This window comes from Gilliamella sp. HK2 (genome assembly GCF_001690265.1).
GTDB lineage: Bacteria > Pseudomonadota > Gammaproteobacteria > Enterobacterales > Orbaceae > Gilliamella > Gilliamella apicola_C.
Genome location: NZ_LZGV01000061.1, coordinates 25650 through 46687 on the forward strand (window position 1 = coordinate 25650; position 21038 = coordinate 46687).

At 34.9% G+C, this 21038-nt stretch carries 18 protein-coding genes; 10 read left to right on the forward strand and 8 right to left on the reverse strand.

Annotated features, from left to right (window positions below; all coding sequences use genetic code 11):
* Positions 1 to 21 precede the first annotated feature (21 nt).
* Both A9G45_RS05190 and A9G45_RS05195 read left to right on the forward strand, forming a co-directional pair.
* Positions 22 to 294, forward strand: a complete 273-nt coding sequence (locus A9G45_RS05190) for a PTS sugar transporter subunit IIB (protein ID WP_065566512.1) — start codon at positions 22 to 24, stop codon at positions 292 to 294.
* Positions 295 to 313: 19 nt separating this feature from the next.
* A complete protein-coding gene (locus A9G45_RS05195; RefSeq protein WP_065566513.1) occupies positions 314 to 1675 on the forward strand; it encodes a PTS ascorbate transporter subunit IIC in 1362 nt (453 codons plus the stop codon).
* Between the two features lie 252 nt (positions 1676 to 1927).
* Here the strand turns inward: A9G45_RS05195 and A9G45_RS05200 are convergent, their stop codons facing one another.
* Complete coding sequence (locus A9G45_RS05200; protein WP_065566514.1) at positions 1928 to 3376, reverse strand: APC family permease; 1449 nt, start codon at positions 3374 to 3376, stop codon at positions 1928 to 1930.
* 176 nt (positions 3377 to 3552) lie between these two features.
* Positions 3553 to 4581, reverse strand: coding sequence for an alcohol dehydrogenase AdhP (gene adhP, locus A9G45_RS05205; protein WP_065566515.1), 1029 nt, complete (start codon positions 4579 to 4581; stop codon positions 3553 to 3555).
* A 411-nt stretch (positions 4582 to 4992) separates the two neighbouring features.
* Between adhP and A9G45_RS05210 the strand changes: the two genes are divergently transcribed.
* On the forward strand, positions 4993 to 6033 hold the full coding sequence (locus tag A9G45_RS05210; protein ID WP_065566516.1) for a tagatose 1,6-diphosphate aldolase: 1041 nt from the start codon (positions 4993 to 4995) through the stop codon (positions 6031 to 6033).
* A 200-nt stretch (positions 6034 to 6233) separates the two neighbouring features.
* Here the strand turns inward: A9G45_RS05210 and grxB are convergent, their stop codons facing one another.
* Positions 6234 to 6884: a glutaredoxin 2 gene (gene grxB / locus A9G45_RS05215; protein WP_065566517.1), complete on the reverse strand. Its 651-nt coding sequence runs from the start codon at positions 6882 to 6884 to the stop codon at positions 6234 to 6236.
* Entirely contained in the window at positions 6865 to 7509 is a 645-nt protein-coding gene (locus A9G45_RS05220; RefSeq protein ID WP_065566518.1) for a Pr6Pr family membrane protein, read from the reverse strand. The genes grxB and A9G45_RS05220 overlap by 20 nt, the downstream gene beginning before the upstream one ends.
* A gap of 170 nt (positions 7510 to 7679) precedes the next feature.
* Here A9G45_RS05220 and xerD point away from each other — a divergent pair, with 170 nt between their 5' ends.
* The 5 genes from xerD to A9G45_RS05245 all read left to right on the forward strand — a co-directional run bounded on the left by xerD (position 7680) and on the right by A9G45_RS05245 (position 13034).
* Positions 7680 to 8594: a site-specific tyrosine recombinase XerD gene (gene xerD / locus A9G45_RS05225; protein WP_065566519.1), complete on the forward strand. Its 915-nt coding sequence runs from the start codon at positions 7680 to 7682 to the stop codon at positions 8592 to 8594.
* Positions 8595 to 8619: 25 nt separating this feature from the next.
* Positions 8620 to 9315 carry a bifunctional protein-disulfide isomerase/oxidoreductase DsbC gene (dsbC, locus tag A9G45_RS05230; RefSeq protein WP_065566520.1) on the forward strand — a complete coding sequence of 232 codons (696 nt, stop codon included), beginning with the start codon at positions 8620 to 8622 and terminating at the stop codon, positions 9313 to 9315.
* A 70-nt stretch (positions 9316 to 9385) separates the two neighbouring features.
* Positions 9386 to 11122: a single-stranded-DNA-specific exonuclease RecJ gene (gene recJ, locus A9G45_RS05235; protein ID WP_065566521.1), complete on the forward strand. Its 1737-nt coding sequence runs from the start codon at positions 9386 to 9388 to the stop codon at positions 11120 to 11122.
* A gap of 106 nt (positions 11123 to 11228) precedes the next feature.
* Positions 11229 to 12623 (forward strand): UDP-N-acetylmuramate:L-alanyl-gamma-D-glutamyl-meso-diaminopimelate ligase, encoded by a 1395-nt coding sequence (gene mpl / locus A9G45_RS05240; protein WP_065566522.1) that lies wholly within the window; start codon positions 11229 to 11231, stop codon positions 12621 to 12623.
* A gap of 51 nt (positions 12624 to 12674) precedes the next feature.
* Positions 12675 to 13034 carry a helix-turn-helix domain-containing protein gene (locus A9G45_RS05245; RefSeq protein ID WP_065566523.1) on the forward strand — a complete coding sequence of 120 codons (360 nt, stop codon included), beginning with the start codon at positions 12675 to 12677 and terminating at the stop codon, positions 13032 to 13034.
* A gap of 137 nt (positions 13035 to 13171) precedes the next feature.
* Here A9G45_RS05245 and A9G45_RS05250 read toward each other — a convergent pair whose 3' ends face one another.
* The 4 genes from A9G45_RS05250 to A9G45_RS05265 all read right to left on the reverse strand — a co-directional run bounded on the left by A9G45_RS05250 (position 13172) and on the right by A9G45_RS05265 (position 17397).
* On the reverse strand, positions 13172 to 14539 hold the full coding sequence (locus tag A9G45_RS05250; RefSeq protein WP_065566524.1) for an L-serine ammonia-lyase: 1368 nt from the start codon (positions 14537 to 14539) through the stop codon (positions 13172 to 13174).
* A gap of 284 nt (positions 14540 to 14823) precedes the next feature.
* Positions 14824 to 16104, reverse strand: a complete 1281-nt coding sequence (locus A9G45_RS05255; RefSeq protein WP_065566561.1) for a serine/threonine transporter — start codon at positions 16102 to 16104, stop codon at positions 14824 to 14826.
* 455 nt (positions 16105 to 16559) lie between these two features.
* A complete protein-coding gene (locus tag A9G45_RS05260) occupies positions 16560 to 16967 on the reverse strand; it encodes a hypothetical protein (RefSeq protein WP_065572375.1) in 408 nt (135 codons plus the stop codon).
* Positions 16968 to 16989: 22 nt separating this feature from the next.
* A complete protein-coding gene (locus tag A9G45_RS05265; RefSeq protein WP_065566526.1) occupies positions 16990 to 17397 on the reverse strand; it encodes a hypothetical protein in 408 nt (135 codons plus the stop codon).
* 158 nt (positions 17398 to 17555) lie between these two features.
* Here A9G45_RS05265 and proS point away from each other — a divergent pair, with 158 nt between their 5' ends.
* Together proS and A9G45_RS05275 are read left to right on the forward strand one after the other, a co-directional pair.
* Entirely contained in the window at positions 17556 to 19277 is a 1722-nt protein-coding gene (proS, locus tag A9G45_RS05270) for a proline--tRNA ligase (RefSeq protein WP_065566527.1), read from the forward strand.
* A gap of 294 nt (positions 19278 to 19571) precedes the next feature.
* Positions 19572 to 21023: a beta-barrel assembly-enhancing protease gene (locus A9G45_RS05275; RefSeq protein ID WP_065566528.1), complete on the forward strand. Its 1452-nt coding sequence runs from the start codon at positions 19572 to 19574 to the stop codon at positions 21021 to 21023.
* The last annotated feature ends 15 nt before the right edge of the window (positions 21024 to 21038 follow it).

The window sequence follows — 21038 nt, forward strand, 5'->3', positions numbered from 1 at the left end:
CTTTATAAAAGGATAAATAATATGAAAATTATGGCTGTTTGTGGTCAAGGTCTAGGTAGTAGTTTTATGGTTGAAATGAATATCAAAAAAGTGCTTAAGAAATTAAATGTTGATGCCGAAGTAACACATGCCGATCTTGCATCTATCTCACCCGATCAAGCCGATATTTTTGTTATGACCAAAGATTTAGCGGCCAGTTCGGGTATCCCGGCAGATAAATTAGTGGTACTAAGCAATATTATTGATATCAACGATCTAGAATCCAAACTTGCTGAGCATCTTGCTAAGAATTAACAACCTATGAGGTGTTGCTATGATTCAGGAAATCGTAAAATTTATTGTTGATATTTTAAAAGTACCTGCCGTATTGGTGGGTTTAATTGCCATGGTTGGGTTAATAGCCCAACATAAATCATTTGCTGATACCGTAAAAGGAACCGTGAAAACAATTTTAGGTTTTTTGGTATTAAGCGGTGGTGCAAGCGTGCTTATCAGTGCAATTACGCCACTCGGCATGATGTTTGAGCAAGCTTTTAAATTACAAGGTATTATTCCTAATAATGAAGCTATAGTTTCTATGGCATTAAATGAATATGGTGCAGCAACGGCATTAATTATGGCATTTGGTATGGTCGCTAATATCGTAGTTGCACGTTTTACACGTTTAAAATTTATCTTTTTGACAGGACATCATACCTTTTATATGGCCTGTATGATTAGTATTATTTTAACCGTTGCAGGATTTAAAGGCTGGCAACTGGTATTTACTGGATCGTTAGTGCTTGGCCTTATCATGGCTTTTTTCCCTGCTTTGGCACAACCGCATATGCGTAAAATTACGGGTAATGATGATGTCGCATTTGGCCATTTTGGTACTTTAGGTTATGTGCTAGCTGGCTGGCTTGGACAAGTTGTAGGTAAAAACTCACGCTCAACTGAAGAGATGAATTTACCTAAAAACCTAAGTTTCTTACGCGATAGCTCAATTTCAATTTCATTAACTATGATGATTATTTATCTCATTCTAGCTATATTTGCTGGCTCTGATTATGTCGAAACTAATCTAAGTAAAGGTGATAATTATTTAGTTTATGCGATTATAGAGGCCATTACATTTGCTGCTGGAGTGTTTATCATTCTACAAGGTGTGCGATTAATTCTCGCTGAAATTGTGCCAGCATTTACAGGCTTCTCAGAAAAATTGGTACCTAATGCAAAACCCGCTCTTGATTGTCCTGTTGTCTTTCCATATGCGCCAAATGCTGTTCTCGTCGGCTTTTTATTTAGTTTTCTTGGTGGATTAATTGGATTATTTGTTTTAGGGCAATTAAATCTGGTTCTGATATTACCAGGCGTTGTTCCTCATTTCTTTTGTGGTGCAACAGCGGGGGTATTTGGTAATGCAATGGGAGGACGCCGTGGGGCAATGCTCGGAGCATTTGCTAATGGTCTATTAGTCACATTCTTGCCGGTTATGCTACTGCCTGTGCTAGGATCTTTGGGTTTTGCAAATACGACTTTCTCTGATGTCGATTTTTGCGGTGTTGGAATTATCTTAGGTAATATGGCTAAGTGGTTTAACAAAGATATCATAATGAGCATTATTATTGCTATCTTTGCTATATTGGTTATTTATAATTACATAGCTAAACCCAAAATTGATTCAAAGGATTAGTTAAAGTATCTATAGCCACTATTTATATTAGTGGCTATATAAAACACAGAAAAGGCATCTTTAAGAAAGCCCATCATTTAATTAAGCCCTATTTTACAACAAAGACATTATGGCTTAATTTTAACTTATTTTTAGTCACACTTTTCAGTTAAAAAACATCTATTGTTGCTTTTATACCGACTAAAAAACATGAGTAAGCAATTCCTTTAAATAAATAACCTTAAATAAATCATCTAACCAGAAATAAGGTTGCTATTTACTAATTATGCTTCCATAAATAATTAATATAGCAACAACACTTATTGCTACTATAGCAATGGTATATTGTGTTTTTACACGGTACTTTTTCACCTCACCGACTGAAAGTTCGCTATGTTTGTTCTTTCGTTGATAATAATAGTACATTGGTAAACCAACTAACGTCAGCACAATTGATGCTAGCCCATTTTCTGTTTGATAAACTAGCATACCATAAATCACATAAACAGCGCCCAATATGGCTAAAATAGGGATAATTGGATAGCCAATGACTTTGTAAGATCTTGGTATATTAGGGTATTTTTTTCTGGCTATCATAACACCAACAAAGGTTAGTAAATAAAATACCCAAATCGAAAACATAGAAATTTCAGATAAACGATCGGCATCTAACAAAACCGAATATAAAAATGCAAAAATAACAAGGACTGAAATGGCATTAACAGGAGAACGGCTATCCTCATCTATTGTACTTAAATAACGTGCACCAACAATAGTTCCACGCTCTGCCATGCTAAAAATAGTACGCGATAATGTCATGATATAACCATTAATACCACCCAAAATCGAGATCATAATACCAACAGCAACTAAGTTACCTCCTGAATGCCCAAACATTCGCTGTGAAGCAACCGCGGCGGCATCGTGCCCTAATGAAACCATTTCGTTGACAGGAAAGATTTTAAAGAATGCTATATTGATACAAGCATAAACAATCACTAAAAAGATAATCCCAAAAATGATTGCTTTTGGTAATACTTTAGATGGATTATGAATTTCACCTGCAACCGATGCAACCTGTGCCCAACCATCATAAGCAAATAATGTAGCTAAGATAGCAACAGCAAAAGGCGCAAATGTTTCAATACCTTGACCACTAGCACCAAATAATGCGACTTGCCCATTGCCTTTCCAAAGACCAAATACCGCCAGTAGTAATATCGGAATCAATTTACAAGCCGTTGCAATGGTTTGTAAATATCCTGCCTCTTTGACACCAATTGCATTAATAAAGGCAATAAAGCCTAATGCTCCTGCACCTACCGCCATTTTATATGAGTCTTCAATCTCAAATAATGAGCAAAATACTGAACTAAAATAACCGACTAATGCACCAATTAACGCTGGAGAAAAGATAACTGTCATCATCCAACCATAAAGGTGAGCGATTTTAGCGCCATAGATTTTTTCTAAATAAACAAGCATGCCCCCAGTTTTTGGGAACATGACGCCTAATTCACAAAGCGTTAATCCACCACAAATGGAAATAGCACCACCAATAATCCAAGCTAATAAAGCATAATGATAATCGCCAGTAACTTCCAATACTGAAGGTGGTTTCATAAATGCACCAGCGCCTAAAACCATCCCAACAACCAGGGATAATGCAGAAACTAAACCAAGATCTTTCCGCAAGTTATTTTCTAAATTGTGATCTGACATAAAGATCCCCTTGAATCTATCAATAAGCAAAATTTGTTTATAATAGGGATTTATTTATAAAATACAAGAAGGATTAATTTTAACTCATTAAAAACACTAAAAATAAAAATGATAACATAAATAAAAAGCCAGCTAGAAGCTGACTTCTTATTCTCTAGATTACTGAAAAGTGATTTCTATTTCTTCATTTTCATATCCACAACCATACGTCCACGAATTTTACCTGCTTTCATTTCGTCGATCATATCATTGATATCTTCCAATGGTCTTTTTTCAACCATTGGTATTACTTTACCCTCAGCACTGAAACGAAATGCCTCGGCTAAATCTTCACGAGTACCAACCAGTGAACCTAAAACTTGAATACCATCAAGCACTGTTTTTGGAATACTCAAGTCCATAGTTTCCGAAGGCAAACCTAAGGCAACAACACGTCCTAAAGGGCGTACTGAATGAATAGCCTGATTGAAAGCTGTTTTCGTCACTGAGGTCACAACAGCACCATGTACACCGCCTTCAGTGTGCGCTTTAATATAAGCACCTACATCATCCACTTTTTTAGGATTAATGACTAAATCTGCCCCCAACTTTTTACACAATTCTAATTGACTATCGCTATTACTAATTGCAACCACTTTATTGTTAAACACTTTTTTACCATACTCAATAGCCAGTGTTCCTAAACCTCCAATGCCAAATACAGCAAGCCATTGCCCAGGTTTGGTATCGGCAACTTTAATGCCTTTGTAGGTTGTAACGCCGGCGCAAGTAATACTTGTTGCCTGTGCGGGATCTAATCCTTCCGGTACTTTAACCGCATAATCTGCTTTAACAATACACTGCTCTGCCATACCGCCATCAACACTGTATCCAGAATTTAACGCATTACGACAAAATGTTTCATGACCAGAAATACAATATTCACAAGTACCACATCCAGCATGAAACCAAGCAATACTAACTCTATCACCAATTTTAAGGCTCTTTACATCAGGAGCAATTTTAGTCACTATTCCCACACCCTCATGACCAATAACTCGGCCTGGTTTTTTGCCAAAATCACCCGATGCTACATGGATATCAGTATGACAAAGACCACAATATTCAACGTCAACTAATGCTTCTCCCGCTTCTAATGGGCGAACTGGAATATCTTTAATTTCAACTTGACCATCGCATTCTTGCTTAATTACTGCTGCCTTCATTTTTTTCTCCTAAATAAATTTTAAAGTTAAAACATAATTGCTTTTCATTCTAAACGAATTATTTTTGAAAAATATGAGTGGTTTCACAATTCTATTAAATAATATTCATTGTTTAATAATTTATACTTGAACATAGCCTTTCATTGAAATTTGAAAAAAATAAATTGGTGGTGTTGTGATAAAAAGGGGTTGTTATAAACATATGCAGCATACTGATATAGGCTGAAAATCAGTCAACTATTTTTTAAAGGCGATATTTACTCAAGTGGTAACTTAAGTTCAATCATAATGTCATTAGATAACAATGGTATTGGCTTAAATTAAGGATATCGCTTTAACTAGCACAAATGATTAATAAACAACCAAAAAAAAGCAATATAATAAAAAAACTAACTAAATGGAGGCTATAAAATGGCTAGAAAATGTATTTCTCGTGGTAAATTCACACGTATGCAACAGCTATCAAACCAAGATGGCGTGATTGCTGCATTAGCGATTGATCAACGCGGTTCAATGGTTAAGATGATGGAATCTGCGGTTGGTAAAGATCGTTATCATATTGATATGGTGTATGAATTTAAGGAGCTTGTTTCTCAAGAATTAACTAAATATGTTAGCGCAATTTTGTTAGATGAAGAATATGGTTTTAAAGGCATGGCGGCAAAAAATAGCAATGCTGGATTAATCATGTCATATGAAAAAACGGGATATGATGCCAATACACCAGGTCGCCTACCCGATATTTTGCCCGAGGATTCATTACAACGCTTAATAAAAAAAGGGGCTGATGCTGCAAAAGTATTGGTTTATTATAATCCAGATGATCCTCAAGATATTTTAGATAAAAAGCACTCATTTTTAGAGCGTTTAGGTAATGAAGCAAGAGCTGCGGATATTCCTGTTTTTGTTGAACCTATTGTTTATGATAATGTGATAACCGATGATAAAAGCCCTGAATTTGCAAAAATCAAACCACAAAAAGTCATTAATACCATTAAAGAGTTTACTAAAGAACAATATTACATCGATATTTTAAAAGTCGAAGTTCCTGTACTTTTTAAAAACGTCGAAGGCTTTAACGACAACAATGTCGTGGTTTATACTCAAAAGCAAGCCGCAGATTACTTTAAACAAGCTAGCGATGCAGCAACACGACCTTTTATTTATTTAAGCGCTGGTGTGCCAACAAAAACTTTCCATCAAGAGCTCATTTTTGCCGGCGAAAATGGCGCTAAATATAGTGGCATTCTTGGTGGGCGAGCAACATGGTTTGAAGGTGTTGCAGCCTATGCAAATGGTGGAAAAGAGGGATTAAAACGTTGGTTAGATCAAACTGGCCGCGAAAATGTTGAGCATCTTAACAAAATATTAAAACAATATGCTACTCCTTGGTATGATATCTATGGTGGTAAAGATAATATTGAAGTGATTGATGTTAAATTAGGTAATTAACATAATCATTTAAAATAATTAATTGCAATAAGTTATTAGCAAACTAAAAAGAGAACAGTTTTTATTCCTATTTTTACTGTTCTCTTTTACTATGATTGCAAGTTATGTAGCGATAAATCTGTTGCTATAGTTTTATTAAGATGGTTTTACTAATATGGTTTAATATCAAATCAAAATAGCCTACCACACATAACAAATCATCAAATTGCTTTACTGAAAAATAAATCAACCTTACTGAGTTTTGCCATTGATTGAATATAGGCCTTAATCTTAGGTGGAAAAACTAGACTTTTAACACACGTCAAATTTCGTAAAACGGGGAACAGACAGATATCATCTAAAGATAATTGTCCATTACATGCTTCTGGTGAAATAATTAGCAATTCAAGTTTATTTAACACAGTTAATACCTCAGCGGCTAGTGCATCGGTTTGTGCCATACATTGATCAAATGATCCCATTTTTTCCTTTTTACTAGTAACAAAATAATCAATAGCACTTTGTGTCGCAAACTCGGCTAAACCTAATTTTATATATCGTGGACACACTAACTTATAATCATATCGCTGTAGTTGCTTTATGAGTTCAGCTATATTTGCTGATCTATCGCCAATTAAAATGGGATTGCCACCATAATTGTTATCGACATAATCAACAATATCTAAACTTTCAGGCAGATAACTGCCATCGTCTTTCTGTAAAATCGGCACCATCTTTTCACCAATCATACGCTCTGGCGATTGAAAATCATCACTAAGCAATACCTGTAGTTCAACTGGCACGTTTTTTAAACCAAAAATCATTCTAGCTCTTACACAAAAAGGGCAATGTTCATAAATATACAGTTTCATTTTTACTCCTTAAGTAATCAATCAACCAACATAAAAAGGCAATTCCCAAAAATAATAAAAAAAACTTACTTACAGCAAATAGTGCTTGGGAATAACCAATCTTTACAACATTAATAAAAGGATATGGATACAGATTGGTATAGTAGCCTCGAATAAAAATATAAACACCATAGCCAATCATTGACAATGACGCCCCCATAATGACTTTTAAATTAATTCGTCGAAATGGTCCAAAAATAAACCAGCTCAATAATCCCAAAACAGGAATAATCACATGTAAACTTTCATTCGCAATTTTCAATAATACATTAGGTGGCGGTGTATGGATGCTTCTTAACACTAGGTTATATACAATAGTCGTTATCATCACACCCGCCAATCCATTCAAACGAATAACTTTAAAACTGTATCGATGACAGTTAGGATTGATAGCTAGCCAAAAACAACTCAATGCTAACATTAAATTTGATAAAACTGTAAAGAAACTATAATAATAAATTAATCGCCCTATTGAAGATTCGGGTTGCCAAGGACGAAATTTAGTATGCCAATAAATGTAAGTTTCCATGGCAATAATAGAGATTGCAAATAGCGCAATAAAAATATTAATAGTTCGTTTTAACATAATGCCTTTTAATATAAATAGTACAAAAAACAACTAAAAGTGCAGTATATAGTAATTAATAAAAAAATCATAAACTACCTCTGTTTAAAAGATAACAAATAGACAAAATCTACAACTTATTGGCAGTTAGTATATAATGTCAGAATAAATGTAATGTAGAGATGATATTGATGTCGAATCACGACACCCCGCCCCAAAATAAAATATTAATAGAACATTTTTTAGATTCTTTATGGTTAGAAAGGAATTTAGCTGAAAATACCATTGCGTCTTATAAGTTAGATTTGCTGGCATTAAGTCAGTTTTTACAACAACAAAATGTCACATTTTTGTCTGCTCAAACAGTTAATCTACAAGCATTTTTAATGCAACGGGTGCAAGATGGGTATAAAGCAAGTAGTTCTGCAAGATTACTTAGTGCAACTAAACGTTTTTTTCAATATTTATATCAAGAAAACTATCGTGCAGATGATCCTTCAGCGGTATTATCATCCCCCAAGCTTCCCAAAAAATTACCTAAAGATTTAACCGAATCACAAGTGGAGGCATTACTTGAATCGCCAAGCATAGACGATCCGATTGAACTTCGAGATAAAGCAATGCTTGAAGTACTTTATGCAACCGGTTTACGTGTATCTGAATTAGTGAATTTAGAAATTAGTGATGTTAGCCTACGGCAAGGTGTTGTAAGAGTGATAGGTAAAGGCAATAAGGAACGTTTAGTACCGCTGGGTGAAGAAGCGGTTTATTGGCTTGAATATTATTTTAAATATGGCAGAAATGATCTTCTAAAAACAGGGCCTGTTGATGTTCTTTTTCCTAGTCGATTAGGAAAAAAAATGACACGTCAGACCTTTTGGCATAGAATTAAATATTATGCCGTATTAACAGGTATCAATATTGAAGCACTTTCACCTCATGTGCTTCGTCATGCCTTTGCAACGCATCTGCTTAATCACGGTGCTGATTTGCGTGTTGTGCAAATGTTGCTTGGGCACAGTAGTTTATCAACGACGCAAATTTATACGCATGTGGCAACTGAAAGATTAAAACAGTTACATAGTAAACATCATCCTCGAGCGTAATACTCAAAAAAATAAGGGTAATTGAATGAAAAAATTAGGTTTAGCTTTAGCTTTAATTTCAACCTCAGTATTAGCGAGTAATGCTGATATAACAAAAACTTTAAATAAGTTAGGTTACGACAATAAAGAGTTAAAAATTACTAATAGCCCAATACAAGGGTTTAAAAGCGTTTCTACGCCTGATGGTATTTTTTATGTTACAGAAGATGGCAAATATTTAACTCAAGGTCCTATTTATAATGTTCAAGGTGACAATCTTGAAAATATTGCTAACAGTAATAACCTTAAACTAATGCAAACAATTGCAAAAGATGCCATTGTTTACAAAGCGCCTAATGAACGATATGTCATTTCTGTTTTTACTGATTACACTTGTCATTACTGTAAATTATTGCACGAAAATATTGATAAATATTTAGAAGCAGGTATTTCGGTGCACTATTTTGCCTTTCCTCGAGCAGGAGATAAAAGTGATGTTGGTAAAAATATGCAATCTATTTGGAGCATGAAAGATCGTAAAGCCGCGTTTGAAAATGCTTATAAAGGCAATAAAATTTCACCAGCTAGTAGTATGATTCCTTACGTTACCCAACAATTTAATGTTGGGAAGCGACTTGGAATTAGCGGTACACCAGCAATTATTTTACCTAATGGCGAGCTTGTTTCTGGTTATGTACCAGCAGATAAATTACTTGAAGTTTTAGATAAAAAAAACAAGTAAATAACTAATTACCGCTGTTGAAATATAATATTAAACTCAATGTTAGCGCTAATGTGCTAGCATACAAAATATGAAAAAAAATAAATTAAGACATCGCAAATTACCTGATGGATCTCCAGAATTTTCCGAGGATATTCCATTATTATTACAGCGAGTTTATGCATTACGTGGGGTGACTAGTATGCAAGAGCTCGACTATACCACACGCAATTTGCACAATTACGACACATTAGATGGCATTAACAAAGCCGTTGAAATTCTTTATTTGGCAATGAAGAATAATCAACGGATCATGATTGTTGGCGATTTTGACACTGATGGTGCTACTAGTACTGCTTTAACCGTTAAAGCCCTTAAAAATATGGGGTGCCAATTTGTTGATTATATCATTCCGGATCGTTTTGATGATGGATATGGGCTAAGTATTTCAATTGTAAAAAAAGCGCTATTAAAAAATGCGCAACTCATTATTACTGTGGACAACGGTATTTCTGCTGTTGAAGCTGTCGATTTTGCCAAGCAGTCAAATTTGCCAGTGATTATTACTGATCACCATTTGTGCCCAGAACGATTACCTGATGCAGATGCTATAATCAATCCTAATTTACCTAATTGCGTGTTTCCTTCTAAGCATTTAGCTGGAGTGGGTGTGGCTTTTTACTTCATGCTCGCTTTACGAGCCAAATTACGGCAAGAAAATTGGTTCATGGACAATAAGTTAACCGAATATAATGTGACGAATTTATTAGATTTAGTTGCTTTAGGTACGGTTGCTGATGTGGTTAAACTTGATCATAATAATCGTATTTTAGTTCACCAAGGTATAAACAGAATTCGATCTGGTTATTGTAGCGAAGGTATTAAAGCCTTATTGCATATAGCTAAGAAAGATCCTGCTTCGATTACATCAACCGATTTAGCTTATTATATAGCGCCTCGATTAAATGCCGCGGGAAGAATGGATAATATGACTTTAGGCGTTGAATTATTACTTTGTGATAATTATGATTTAGCAATTAATAAAGCAGTAGATCTTGATAATCTCAATTGTGATAGAAAATTGATTGAACAAACAATGCATAAAGAAGCTTTATTGTTTATTCAAGAAATTGAAGAGCAAAATATATCAATTCCTAACGCACTGGTGTTTTATCATCAACAGTGGCATCAAGGTATTATTGGTATATTATCTTCTCGTTTAAAAGATAAATATCATCGACCAGTTATATCGTTTGCTTCAACCCAAGATGGTTTTTTAAAAGGCTCTGGACGTTCAATTAAAGGCGTTCATTTGCGCGATCTACTTGATGAATTAAATCAGCGACATCCTGATTTAATCGTTAGCTTTGGTGGGCACTCAATGGCAGTTGGTTTAACTATTCACGAAAAAGATTTAGCGCATTTTACACGTTGTTTTCAAGCACTTTTAAACACACAAGTCGATCCTGATTTACTAGAACATGTTATTGAAACAGACGGTGAAATAGATAGCCAAGACTTTACTTACGCAACCGCCAAATTGTTAAAAAAATCTGGCCCTTGGGGCGAAGGGTTTGATACGCCTATTTTTGATGGCGTATTTGTTATTCATCAACAACGGTTAATTGCAGACAAACACCTTAAATTAGTATTAGAGCCACAAAATGGTGGCCCATTTATTGAAGGCGTTTGTTTTAATGTCAATCGACAACAATGGCCTGATCAGTCGGTAAAAAAAGTAGAATTAGTTTATCATTTGGATGTAGATGAATTTCGGGGTAACCAAGCTCCACAATTACTGATAAAATATCTATGGCCTATCGCCTAAGCAATTAGAATGGATTATAATTTGACAATTGTGCTTAATTTACATCTAATTACGATGGTTATCTAACATCATCAACATAAAATTTACGCAACGTTAAGGATTCAAAATGCATATTCATATTCTTGGAATTTGTGGTACGTTTATGGCTGGGATTGCATTAATAGCTCGCTCGCTAGGCCATAAAGTAACAGGTTCAGATAAAAATGTTTATCCACCAATGAGTACACTGTTACAAAAAGAGCACATTGATATTATTGAAGGATATGATCCATCACAACTCGCCTCTACACCCGATTTAGTCATCATCGGCAATGCCTTATCTAGAGGTAACCCTTGTGTTGAATATGTCTTAGATAATAACATTCCTTATATTTCTGCGCCACAGTGGTTACATGATAACGTTTTGCGCGATCGCTGGGTTATTGCGGTTGCTGGAACACATGGCAAAACCACAACTGCGGGTATGGTCAATTGGATTTTAGAAAAATTAAATTATAAACAAGGTTTTGTTATTGGTGGTGTACCGGGTAATTTTGATGTATCAGCCCGATTAGGAGACGGGAATTTTTTTGTGATTGAAGCTGATGAATACGATTGTTCATTCTTCGATAAACGTTCCAAGTTCATGCATTATTGCCCTAAAACACTTATCATGAACAATTTAGAATTTGATCATGCCGATATTTTTGATGATCTTAGCTCAATTCAAAAACAATTCCACCATTTGGTTCGTTTAGTGCCAAGTAAAGGGTTAATTATTTCACCACAAGAAGATGTAAATTTAAAACAAGTATTGGCGAAAGGTTGCTGGAGCGAGCAAGTCTTTACTGAGTCTGAAACAGGCTGGTTAGCACAGCGCATAAATAACGACGCAAGTCGTTTTGCAGTTTACTATAACAATGCAAAAGTAGGCGAAGTGGAATATTCCTTAGTGGGCGAACATAATATGCATAATGCATTAATGGCAATCGCCGCAGCACATAATGTAGGCATTGATCCAGCCGATGCTTGTTCAGCATTAAGTTCATTTATCAATGCCAAAAGGCGGCTAGAACTCTATGGTGAAATAAATAACATCGAAATCTACGACGACTTTGCTCATCATCCAACTGCAATTTTAGCAACATTAGAGGCATTACGTAGTAAAATTGGTGCAAATCGTCGCATTTTAGCTGTTCTTGAACCTCGCTCAAATACCATGAAGCTAGGCGTATCTAAAGATGAACTAGCACCATCACTAGGTCGTGCTGACGAAATCTTTATCTTTCAACCAGAACAATTGCCTTGGTTAGTTGCTGATGTTGTTGATGCTTGTATCCAACCTGCTCACTGGACGGGTGATATTGATTTACTTGTTGAAATGATAACCAAAACAGCTCGCCCAACCGATGCCATTTTAATTATGAGTAATGGTGGCTTTAATGGCATTCATAAAAAGATCTTAGAAAGCTTAGAAAAGCAACAAATCAAAGCTCATGAAAACGAACAATTAATTCAATAACAGTAGATGATATGTCACATACTGTGGCATATCATACCTAAAAGATATTTTATGAATGAAACTGCCGAAATGATTGCTATGTTATGTCGCAGAATAAAAATAGCAAGAATTGAAAAAAATTTATCTCAGCAAGAACTGGCTAACAAATCTCAAATCGGTATTGCGACCATAAAACGCATTGAACAAGGCGAATCCATTACATTACAAACATTAATTGCGGTTCTTCGTGGGTTAGATGAACTGGATCAACTGAATAATTTGCTTGCCTATAATGAAGTGATTCATAAAACATCAATGGAGCAACTTAAGCGGAAAAGAAAATACCGTACAATAAAACAAGAAAAGGTGGATGTGTTGGTTGAGAATGATTTTTTGCGTTCTAAAGTCAATACCATGCGCTGGAAACATTAAAGGCAATTTAAGAAAGTTCAATTTAAGAAAATACAATTTAAAGTAATATAATTTAAAAAAATATAATTCAAAGAAATATAATTTAAGGTTTCGCCGATTGTATAATCGGCGAATTTGACACAACAAATAATTTCAACTTAACTACAATGAACGGTGATGGCAAGCCCCCCGCGTGATGTTTCTCGGTATTTTGCATTCATATCTTTTCCTGTTTCATACATAGTTTGAATCACTTTATCTAAAGATACTTTTGCCGCAGTTGTTCGCCTTAGAGCCATTCTTGTTGCATTTATCGATTTTACCGCGGCAATAGCATTACGTTCGATACAAGGTACTTGCACTTGACCTGCAACTGGATCACAAGTTAATCCTAAATTATGTTCCATGGCTATTTCTGCTGCCATACAAACTTGCTCAGGATTACCACCTAACAGTTCAGTAAGCCCAGCAGCAGCCATAGAACAAGCTACGCCAACTTCCCCTTGGCATCCAACTTCTGCACCAGAAATAGATGCATTAATTTGATAAAGTTGTCCTATTGCACCACAAGTTAGGAAAAATCGAATATAAATATCAGGAGTAACTGGATTAATAAACTTATCATAATAAGCAAGCACAGCGGGTATAATGCCGCATGCACCATTTGTTGGTGCAGTGACCACCCGTCCACCCGCTGCGTTTTCTTCACTAACGGCAAGTGCAAACATATTTACCCAATCAATAATTACCATTGGGTCACTAATAATTTTGTCTTTAGTGGTGGATAATTGACGATATAACGAAAATGCCCGACGCGGAACTTTAAGCGGTCCAGGTAATAAACCTTCAGTATTCATTCCACGATTAATACATTCCAAAATAGTTTGTCCAACGCGAGAAAAATAATTTTCGATTTCTTCATAAGTATGCAATTGCAACTCATTTTTCATCATAACGCTAGAAATTGATAAGGCATTATCTTCACAATGTTTTAATAATTCTTGAGCCGAAATAAATGGGTAAGGCAGTTTTACCGCATCTTGCTCTTGCTGTCCAAATTGCTCTTCTTCAACAATTTGACCGCCACCTACAGAATAGTAAGTTTTTTGAAATAATAAGGTATCACCATTATAGGCACTTAAAGTCATACCATTTTCATGTAATGGTAAAAATTTAGAATGAAATACCATGCAACTATCTAATGGGAAATCAATTTCGTAGGAATGATTATAAATAGGTAAACGGTGCGTTTGGCTAAGTGTTTCGATAAAATTTGGGATATTATCAATATTTACAGTATCAGGCTTTTCACCCGCTAATCCCATAACAATAGCAATATCTGTTTGATGCCCTTTACCTGTTAGCGACAAAGATCCATAAACATCAGCCACAATTTTTGTCACTGATGACATCATTTGTTTATTAATTAATTGATCTATAAAAGCTTTACCCGCTCTCATTGGTCCTACTGTATGTGAACTTGAAGGCCCAATACCAATTTTAAATATTTCAAATACTGAACTCATAATTTTCCTTTTTAATGCCAAGTATAAATAAATATCATAGGCATAGTTATATTTTTGTAAATTTATCTTTGCTAATAAAATGCTAAACAAAGGTATCGACAAATAACCTCACGTTTGGGATTACGAAAATAAGTTTTTAATTCTCATTAGTGGTTAATGCTTATTGTACCCGTTGTTTATTTTACTAGTAGGATAACCTACAGACTATTTTGTCCACCGACGAATGTCGATGGATTTCATACGTACATTAATTAAATAGGTGATTATTACCTATTAGGTCATTTTTATAATAAATTATAGATAGCCGCAGAAATTGCAACTAATCCCATAACCACAATAAAGACATTACTTAATTTTCCACGATATTTTGCCAATGCTGGAATTTGATGAATTGCATACATAGGCATTAAGAACAATAATATAGCTAAAATAGGTCCACCAAGTGATTCAATAAGCGCTAAAATGCTTGGATTAATTGTTGCAATTCCCCACGCTGTTACAAACATAAATGCAATGGCTAGTTTATCAAGTTTCTTTTCTGAAATCGTTTTATTGCGGCTACGTAATATTTTTTGCACAAGACCGTTAAAGCCTTCTTTACCACCAAGATAGTGACCTAAAAACGATTTAGCCATGGCAATAAAAGCAATTGGCGGCCCAATGTATTCAATAACTGGCGAATTAAATCGATTAGCTAAATAAGATAAAGTCGAGATATTTTGTGTTTTTGCTTCTAAAAGTTCAGCTGGCGATAAGCACAGAGCACAACTAAAAACAAAAAACATAACAGTCACAACCATCATTATGTTACTGGCAGCAATAATTTTAGTACATTTCGGTTCTGCATAAATATTGCCATATTCTTTACGTTTAGCAACAGCTAATGAGGAAATAATGGGAGAGTGATTAAACGCAAAGACCATAACGGGAATAACCAGCCAAAGTGTCATTAATATACTATGTCCACCTTCACTATTAAGGCTAAAGGATAAATTACTGCTATTCCATTCAGGGATTAAAAATAAAGCTAGCATCATTAAAACCGCAATAAAAGGGAAAACTAAAACGGACATCACTTTAACAATCAGCTCTTCACCAAAATGAACAATTGACATTAAGAATGCAACTAAAACAAACGAAAGCAAAGCACGGGGTATTGGCTGCATACCTAGTTGATTAACCATAAAACTGTCTACTGTATTGGTAATACCAACACTATATACCAATAATATTGGGTAAATGGCAAAAAAATACAGCACCGTTATCCAAATTCCTGCGGTGCGCCCAAAAGACTCTTCTACAACAACAGTAATATCGCCATTACTGTTTTTTCCTGATAGAACAAATCTACATAAAGCTCGGTGGGCAAAAAATGTCATTGGAAAGGCAAGAATCAACATAACTAATAATGGAATCAATCCACCAACACCTGCATTAATGGGTAGAAAAAGCACTCCAGCACCAATTGCGGTACCATAAAGACTAAGCATCCATAGTGTGTCGCTTTTTCGCCATTTTGGTAATGTTGATTTATTGCTTGAACTGATAACATTTTCGTTATTCATTAACTTACTCATTGGGTACTACTCCTTAATTAATATTCTGCACATATGATATCAATTTAACGACCTTTCTAAAGTGATCGTTATCACATAAATAAAAAAATATTAAATATAATCAACATTATGCAGGTATCTATTTTGATGCTTAGTAAAATTAAAAATAAATAAAGTATCAATTTTGATTCAAAAAGTTCGAAACTAGTGACAACTGAAAGCAAATTAAAAAGGAAAGTTAAGGGTGATAATCAAATATTTTGGAAAATGTTATCTGTTGAGATCAAACGTTTAACTGTGCTTAGTACCTAAAGTTAATAGTGGGTTGGAAAATATCGGCTTATCAAAATGGGGGGGTTGGTCATTACTGAAAGTGTGTCTTTAGGCGATTATTTTAATCATGAAATGTAAGCGACTGAGCGTTTTTTACAAAGTATTAATTATCAAATTGGCACAATGACCGATTAATCTAAAACAGAGTCATAATAACAGGTTATTCCTGTCTCTAAATGCTCAATTTCTAACTCACCACCTGTTAAAATTCCACCGTCAGAAAAATAACTTGGCTTTTTTTTGAGGGTTGCTTTTCCAAAGAGTTTATCATTGTCATAAAAATACCCTTCTTTACTAATTTTATAAGAATCATCTGGTTCTATCAATCCTGTGCCACAAGGACAATTGATAGAATCTACCCAATCACCATCTTTAGTTTTACACCCGTCTCCTCGCCAGCCAAAATCTAAAATTTCATCATAACTTAAATCCATTAAATGATATTTGGTTATTTTCACAGGATAATAGAGTATAGCAAAGACTAATAGCAGATAAATAATATGCGATATTTTTAATTTTTTTAGTTTCATTATTTTCATAACCACTTACTTTCTTATTAAATTATTCGTATGAATAAAAAGTACATGTTATACCTGTTTCTAGATCCTTTACATACAGCTCACCTCCTGTAAATCGCTCAAAAGAAATATAATCAGGTTTTTTCTTCAAATAAATTTTTTTCATCATATCACGGCCAACAATATAGCCATTACCTTCTTTTTGGATATACATGTCATTGTTTTTATATGGGCTTATTTGATTGCAAATAGAACAATCTTTACTGTAATCATACTCACCACTATCTGATTCACCAGAGTAATAGCACATGTCATCATAAATCCACATATATTCCATTATTTTGTCATAACTAAAATCAACTAAATAATAGGTAATCAATTTAATTGGTTGGTATAGTACCAAAATTACAAAAACGGCGGTAACGAAGTGCGATAAATTTAATTTCTTCATATTGATTTTATTGTATTGTTTATATTGGCTAATTTATTATAAATGTTTTTGACTATCAATAATTGCCAATAAATTACTTTAGTGTTATGCAAGGTACTGCTAAACTAGCCTACATTTTTATTATATTTAATACATCAATTATTTTTTAGGATAAATGTATGCGAACCAGTAAATATCTTCTTTCTACGTTAAAAGAAACCCCTGCTGATGCAGAAGTCATTAGCCATCAATTAATGTTACGTGCCGGTATGATCCGTAAAGTTGCCGCAGGGTTATATACTTGGCTTCCCACTGGTTACCGTGTACTTAAAAAAGTAGAAAATATTGTCCGTGAAGAGATGAATAAAGCTGGCGCAATAGAAGTATTAATGCCAGTTGTACAGCCTGCTGATATTTGGCAAGAAAGCGGTCGTTGGGAACAATATGGACCTGAGCTATTACGAATCAAAGATCGTGGCGACCGTGACTTTGTATTAGGTCCCACTCATGAAGAAGTGATTACTGATTTACTGCGTAATGAAGTTAGCTCATATAAACAATTACCTCTTAATGTGTATCAAATTCAAACTAAATTCCGTGACGAAGTTCGTCCTCGCTTTGGGGTGATGCGTTCGCGTGAATTTATTATGAAAGATGCTTATTCTTTCCATACTTCACAAGAATCATTACAAGAAACTTATGATGATATGTATAAAGCCTATAGCGCTATTTTTACACGCGCAGGCTTAAACTTTAGAGCAGTACGTGCTGATACTGGATCGATTGGTGGTAATTGGTCTCATGAATTCCAAGTGCTAGCGGATAGTGGGGAAGATGATATTGTTTTCTCAACAGAGTCAGATTATGCCGCTAATATTGAAATGGCGCAAGCTTTAGCACCAACACAACAACGTGCAGAGCCAACTAAAGCGATGGAACTAGTTGATACTCCCAATGCAAAAACGATTGATGAATTAGTTCAGCAGTTTAATTTGCCAATTGAAAAAACGGTAAAAACCCTAATGGTAAAAGCAACTAAAGAAAGCGGTCATCAGTTAGTGGCATTATTAGTTCGAGGCGATCATACTTTAAACGAAATCAAAGCGGAAAAAATTGATATCGTTGCTTCACCCCTTGAATTTGCAACCGAAGAAGAAATTCGTGCTTTAGTTAACGCCGGTCCTGGTTCATTAGGTCCAATTAATTTAAACATGCCAATTATTATCGATCGTGATGTTGCTGTTATGAGCGATTTTGGCGCAGGCGCTAATATTGATCACAAACACTATTTTAACATTAATTGGGAGCGTGATGTTTCCCTACCACGTATTGAAGATATCCGTAATGTGGTTGAAGGCGATATGAGTCCTGATGGCAAAGGTACATTACAAATCAAACGTGGCATTGAAGTTGGGCATATATTCCAACTTGGCACAAAATATTCACAAGCTATGAAAGCGACAGTGCAAGGCGAAGATGGGCAAAACCATGTGATGATTATGGGATGCTATGGTATTGGGGTTAGTCGTATTGTAGCGGCAGCTATTGAACAATGCCATGATGATCGAGGTATTATTTGGCCAGAAGCTATTGCGCCATTTAGTGTTGTGATCATTCCAATGAATATGCACAAATCAGAAAAAGTGCAAGCGACAGCCGAAAAGCTTTACGCAGATTTGCAAGCCGCTGGCATTGAAGTGCTTTTTGATGATCGTAAAGAACGTCCTGGTGTTATGTTTGCTGATGCTGAATTGATCGGTATACCTCATACCATTGTCATTGGTGAGCGTAATCTTGATAATGGCGAAGTGGAATATAAACACCGTGCTGGTGGCGATAAAGAAATGGTAAAAGTTGATAATATTATTGAATTTATCAAAACTCGTTGCAAGCTAGCTTAACATTAAGATAACTTGATAACTAGTTATAAAACATAATAAAATTGGGAATCATTACCCTCAATACAACAGTAATTAGCTTATTACTGTTGTATTGTTATTATTTAGCTGCCATAAAGCCAATACTAATTAACGACTAGCGTAAGGTGATTTTTTTACAAAACTACTTTTAATTTTCAAAAATAAACATCCACAAATACTTAACAAAGAAAATGTTGAGTATAAATTCAAAGTGATATTGTTCTTTTTTTCGGCTAAAATAAATCAATAAAAATCTTACATCAATGGGTTGAAATAATGTTAAAAAAAGCCATCGCATTTGCACTATCTACCTCGTTATTATTACAAAGCACGTCCATTGTTTATGCTGATAATATTAACCTACCCGATATAGGTACCGCTGCTGCTACAACATTAAGTATTGGCCAAGAAATGGAAATGGGCGATTATTATATGCGAATGTTGCGAGCCGATGCTCCAATTATAAACGACCCTGTTTTAAGCCAATATATTAATGATTTAGGTAAGAAATTAGTCTCTAAATCAGAATCAGTAAAAACGCCTTTCCATTTTTATATTATGAAAAGTGATGTGCTAAATGCATTTGCCTTTTTTGGGGGAAATGTTGTTATTCACTCACGATTAATATTAGATACTGATAATGAAAGCCAACTAGCGTCAGTAATGGCTCATGAAATTGGTCATGTCACCCAACGGCATTTAGCCAGAGCGATGGAAAATCAAAGTCGAAATAGTCCTTATGTTTGGGGGGCAACGTTAGGCTCTTTATTGCTAACATTAGCGAATCCGGAAGCTGGCATGGCCGCGATGACAAGCACCATGGCAGGCTCAACTCAAAATATGATTAGTTTTACACAAAGTAATGAGCAAGAAGCTGATCGTGTCGGTTTAAGAACGCTTGCCAAAGCAGGATTTGATCCTTATGCTTCATCGGAGTTTTTACAAAAGCTGGCTGATCAAAGCCGTTTTAGTAGTAAAGCGCCTGAAATATTACTTACTCACCCATTACCCAATAGTCGATTAACGGATATTCGCAATCGCTCAATGCAATACAGTAAAAAAAGTGTATCGCCATCATTAAATTATTATTTAGCAAAAGCGCGATTAGCAATCTTAATAACTAAAAATAAAAATGCTGCTAAACGATTACTTGAAGATTACAAAAAGATCAATAACGAACAAACTAAAACAGCTGTTATTTATGGTAACGCATTAGCTGACAACTTGAGTGGTAATAACCAAAAAGCAAAACAGCAGTTACAACCCTTATTAGACCGCGATCCAAATAATATTTGGTATATTGATTTAATGACTGATATTGATTTGGCGCTCAACAATAACGATGCAGCCATTACTCGCTTACAAGCCGCATTAAAAAAAGCCCCAGACAGCTCAGCTTTGCAATTGAATCTTGCTAATGCATATATAAAAAATAGAAATTATCAACAAGCTGTCACTTTATTGCATCGTTACACTTTTGACCATAATGATGATACCAATGGTTGGGATTTACTTGTTACAGCTTATGGTGGATCACGTTCAAGGGCTCAAGAAATGAGTGCTAAAGCAGAGTTACTTGCATTAGAAGGTCAATTCCAACAATCAATACAATTACTACAAAATGCGAAAAATCAAACCAAAGGCAATCAAACAATGATTTCTAAAATCGATGCAAGAATTAATCAATTAAAACAGTTGCAAAAACGTTATGCTGTTTATAAACGATAACAAGCTTTAATGATC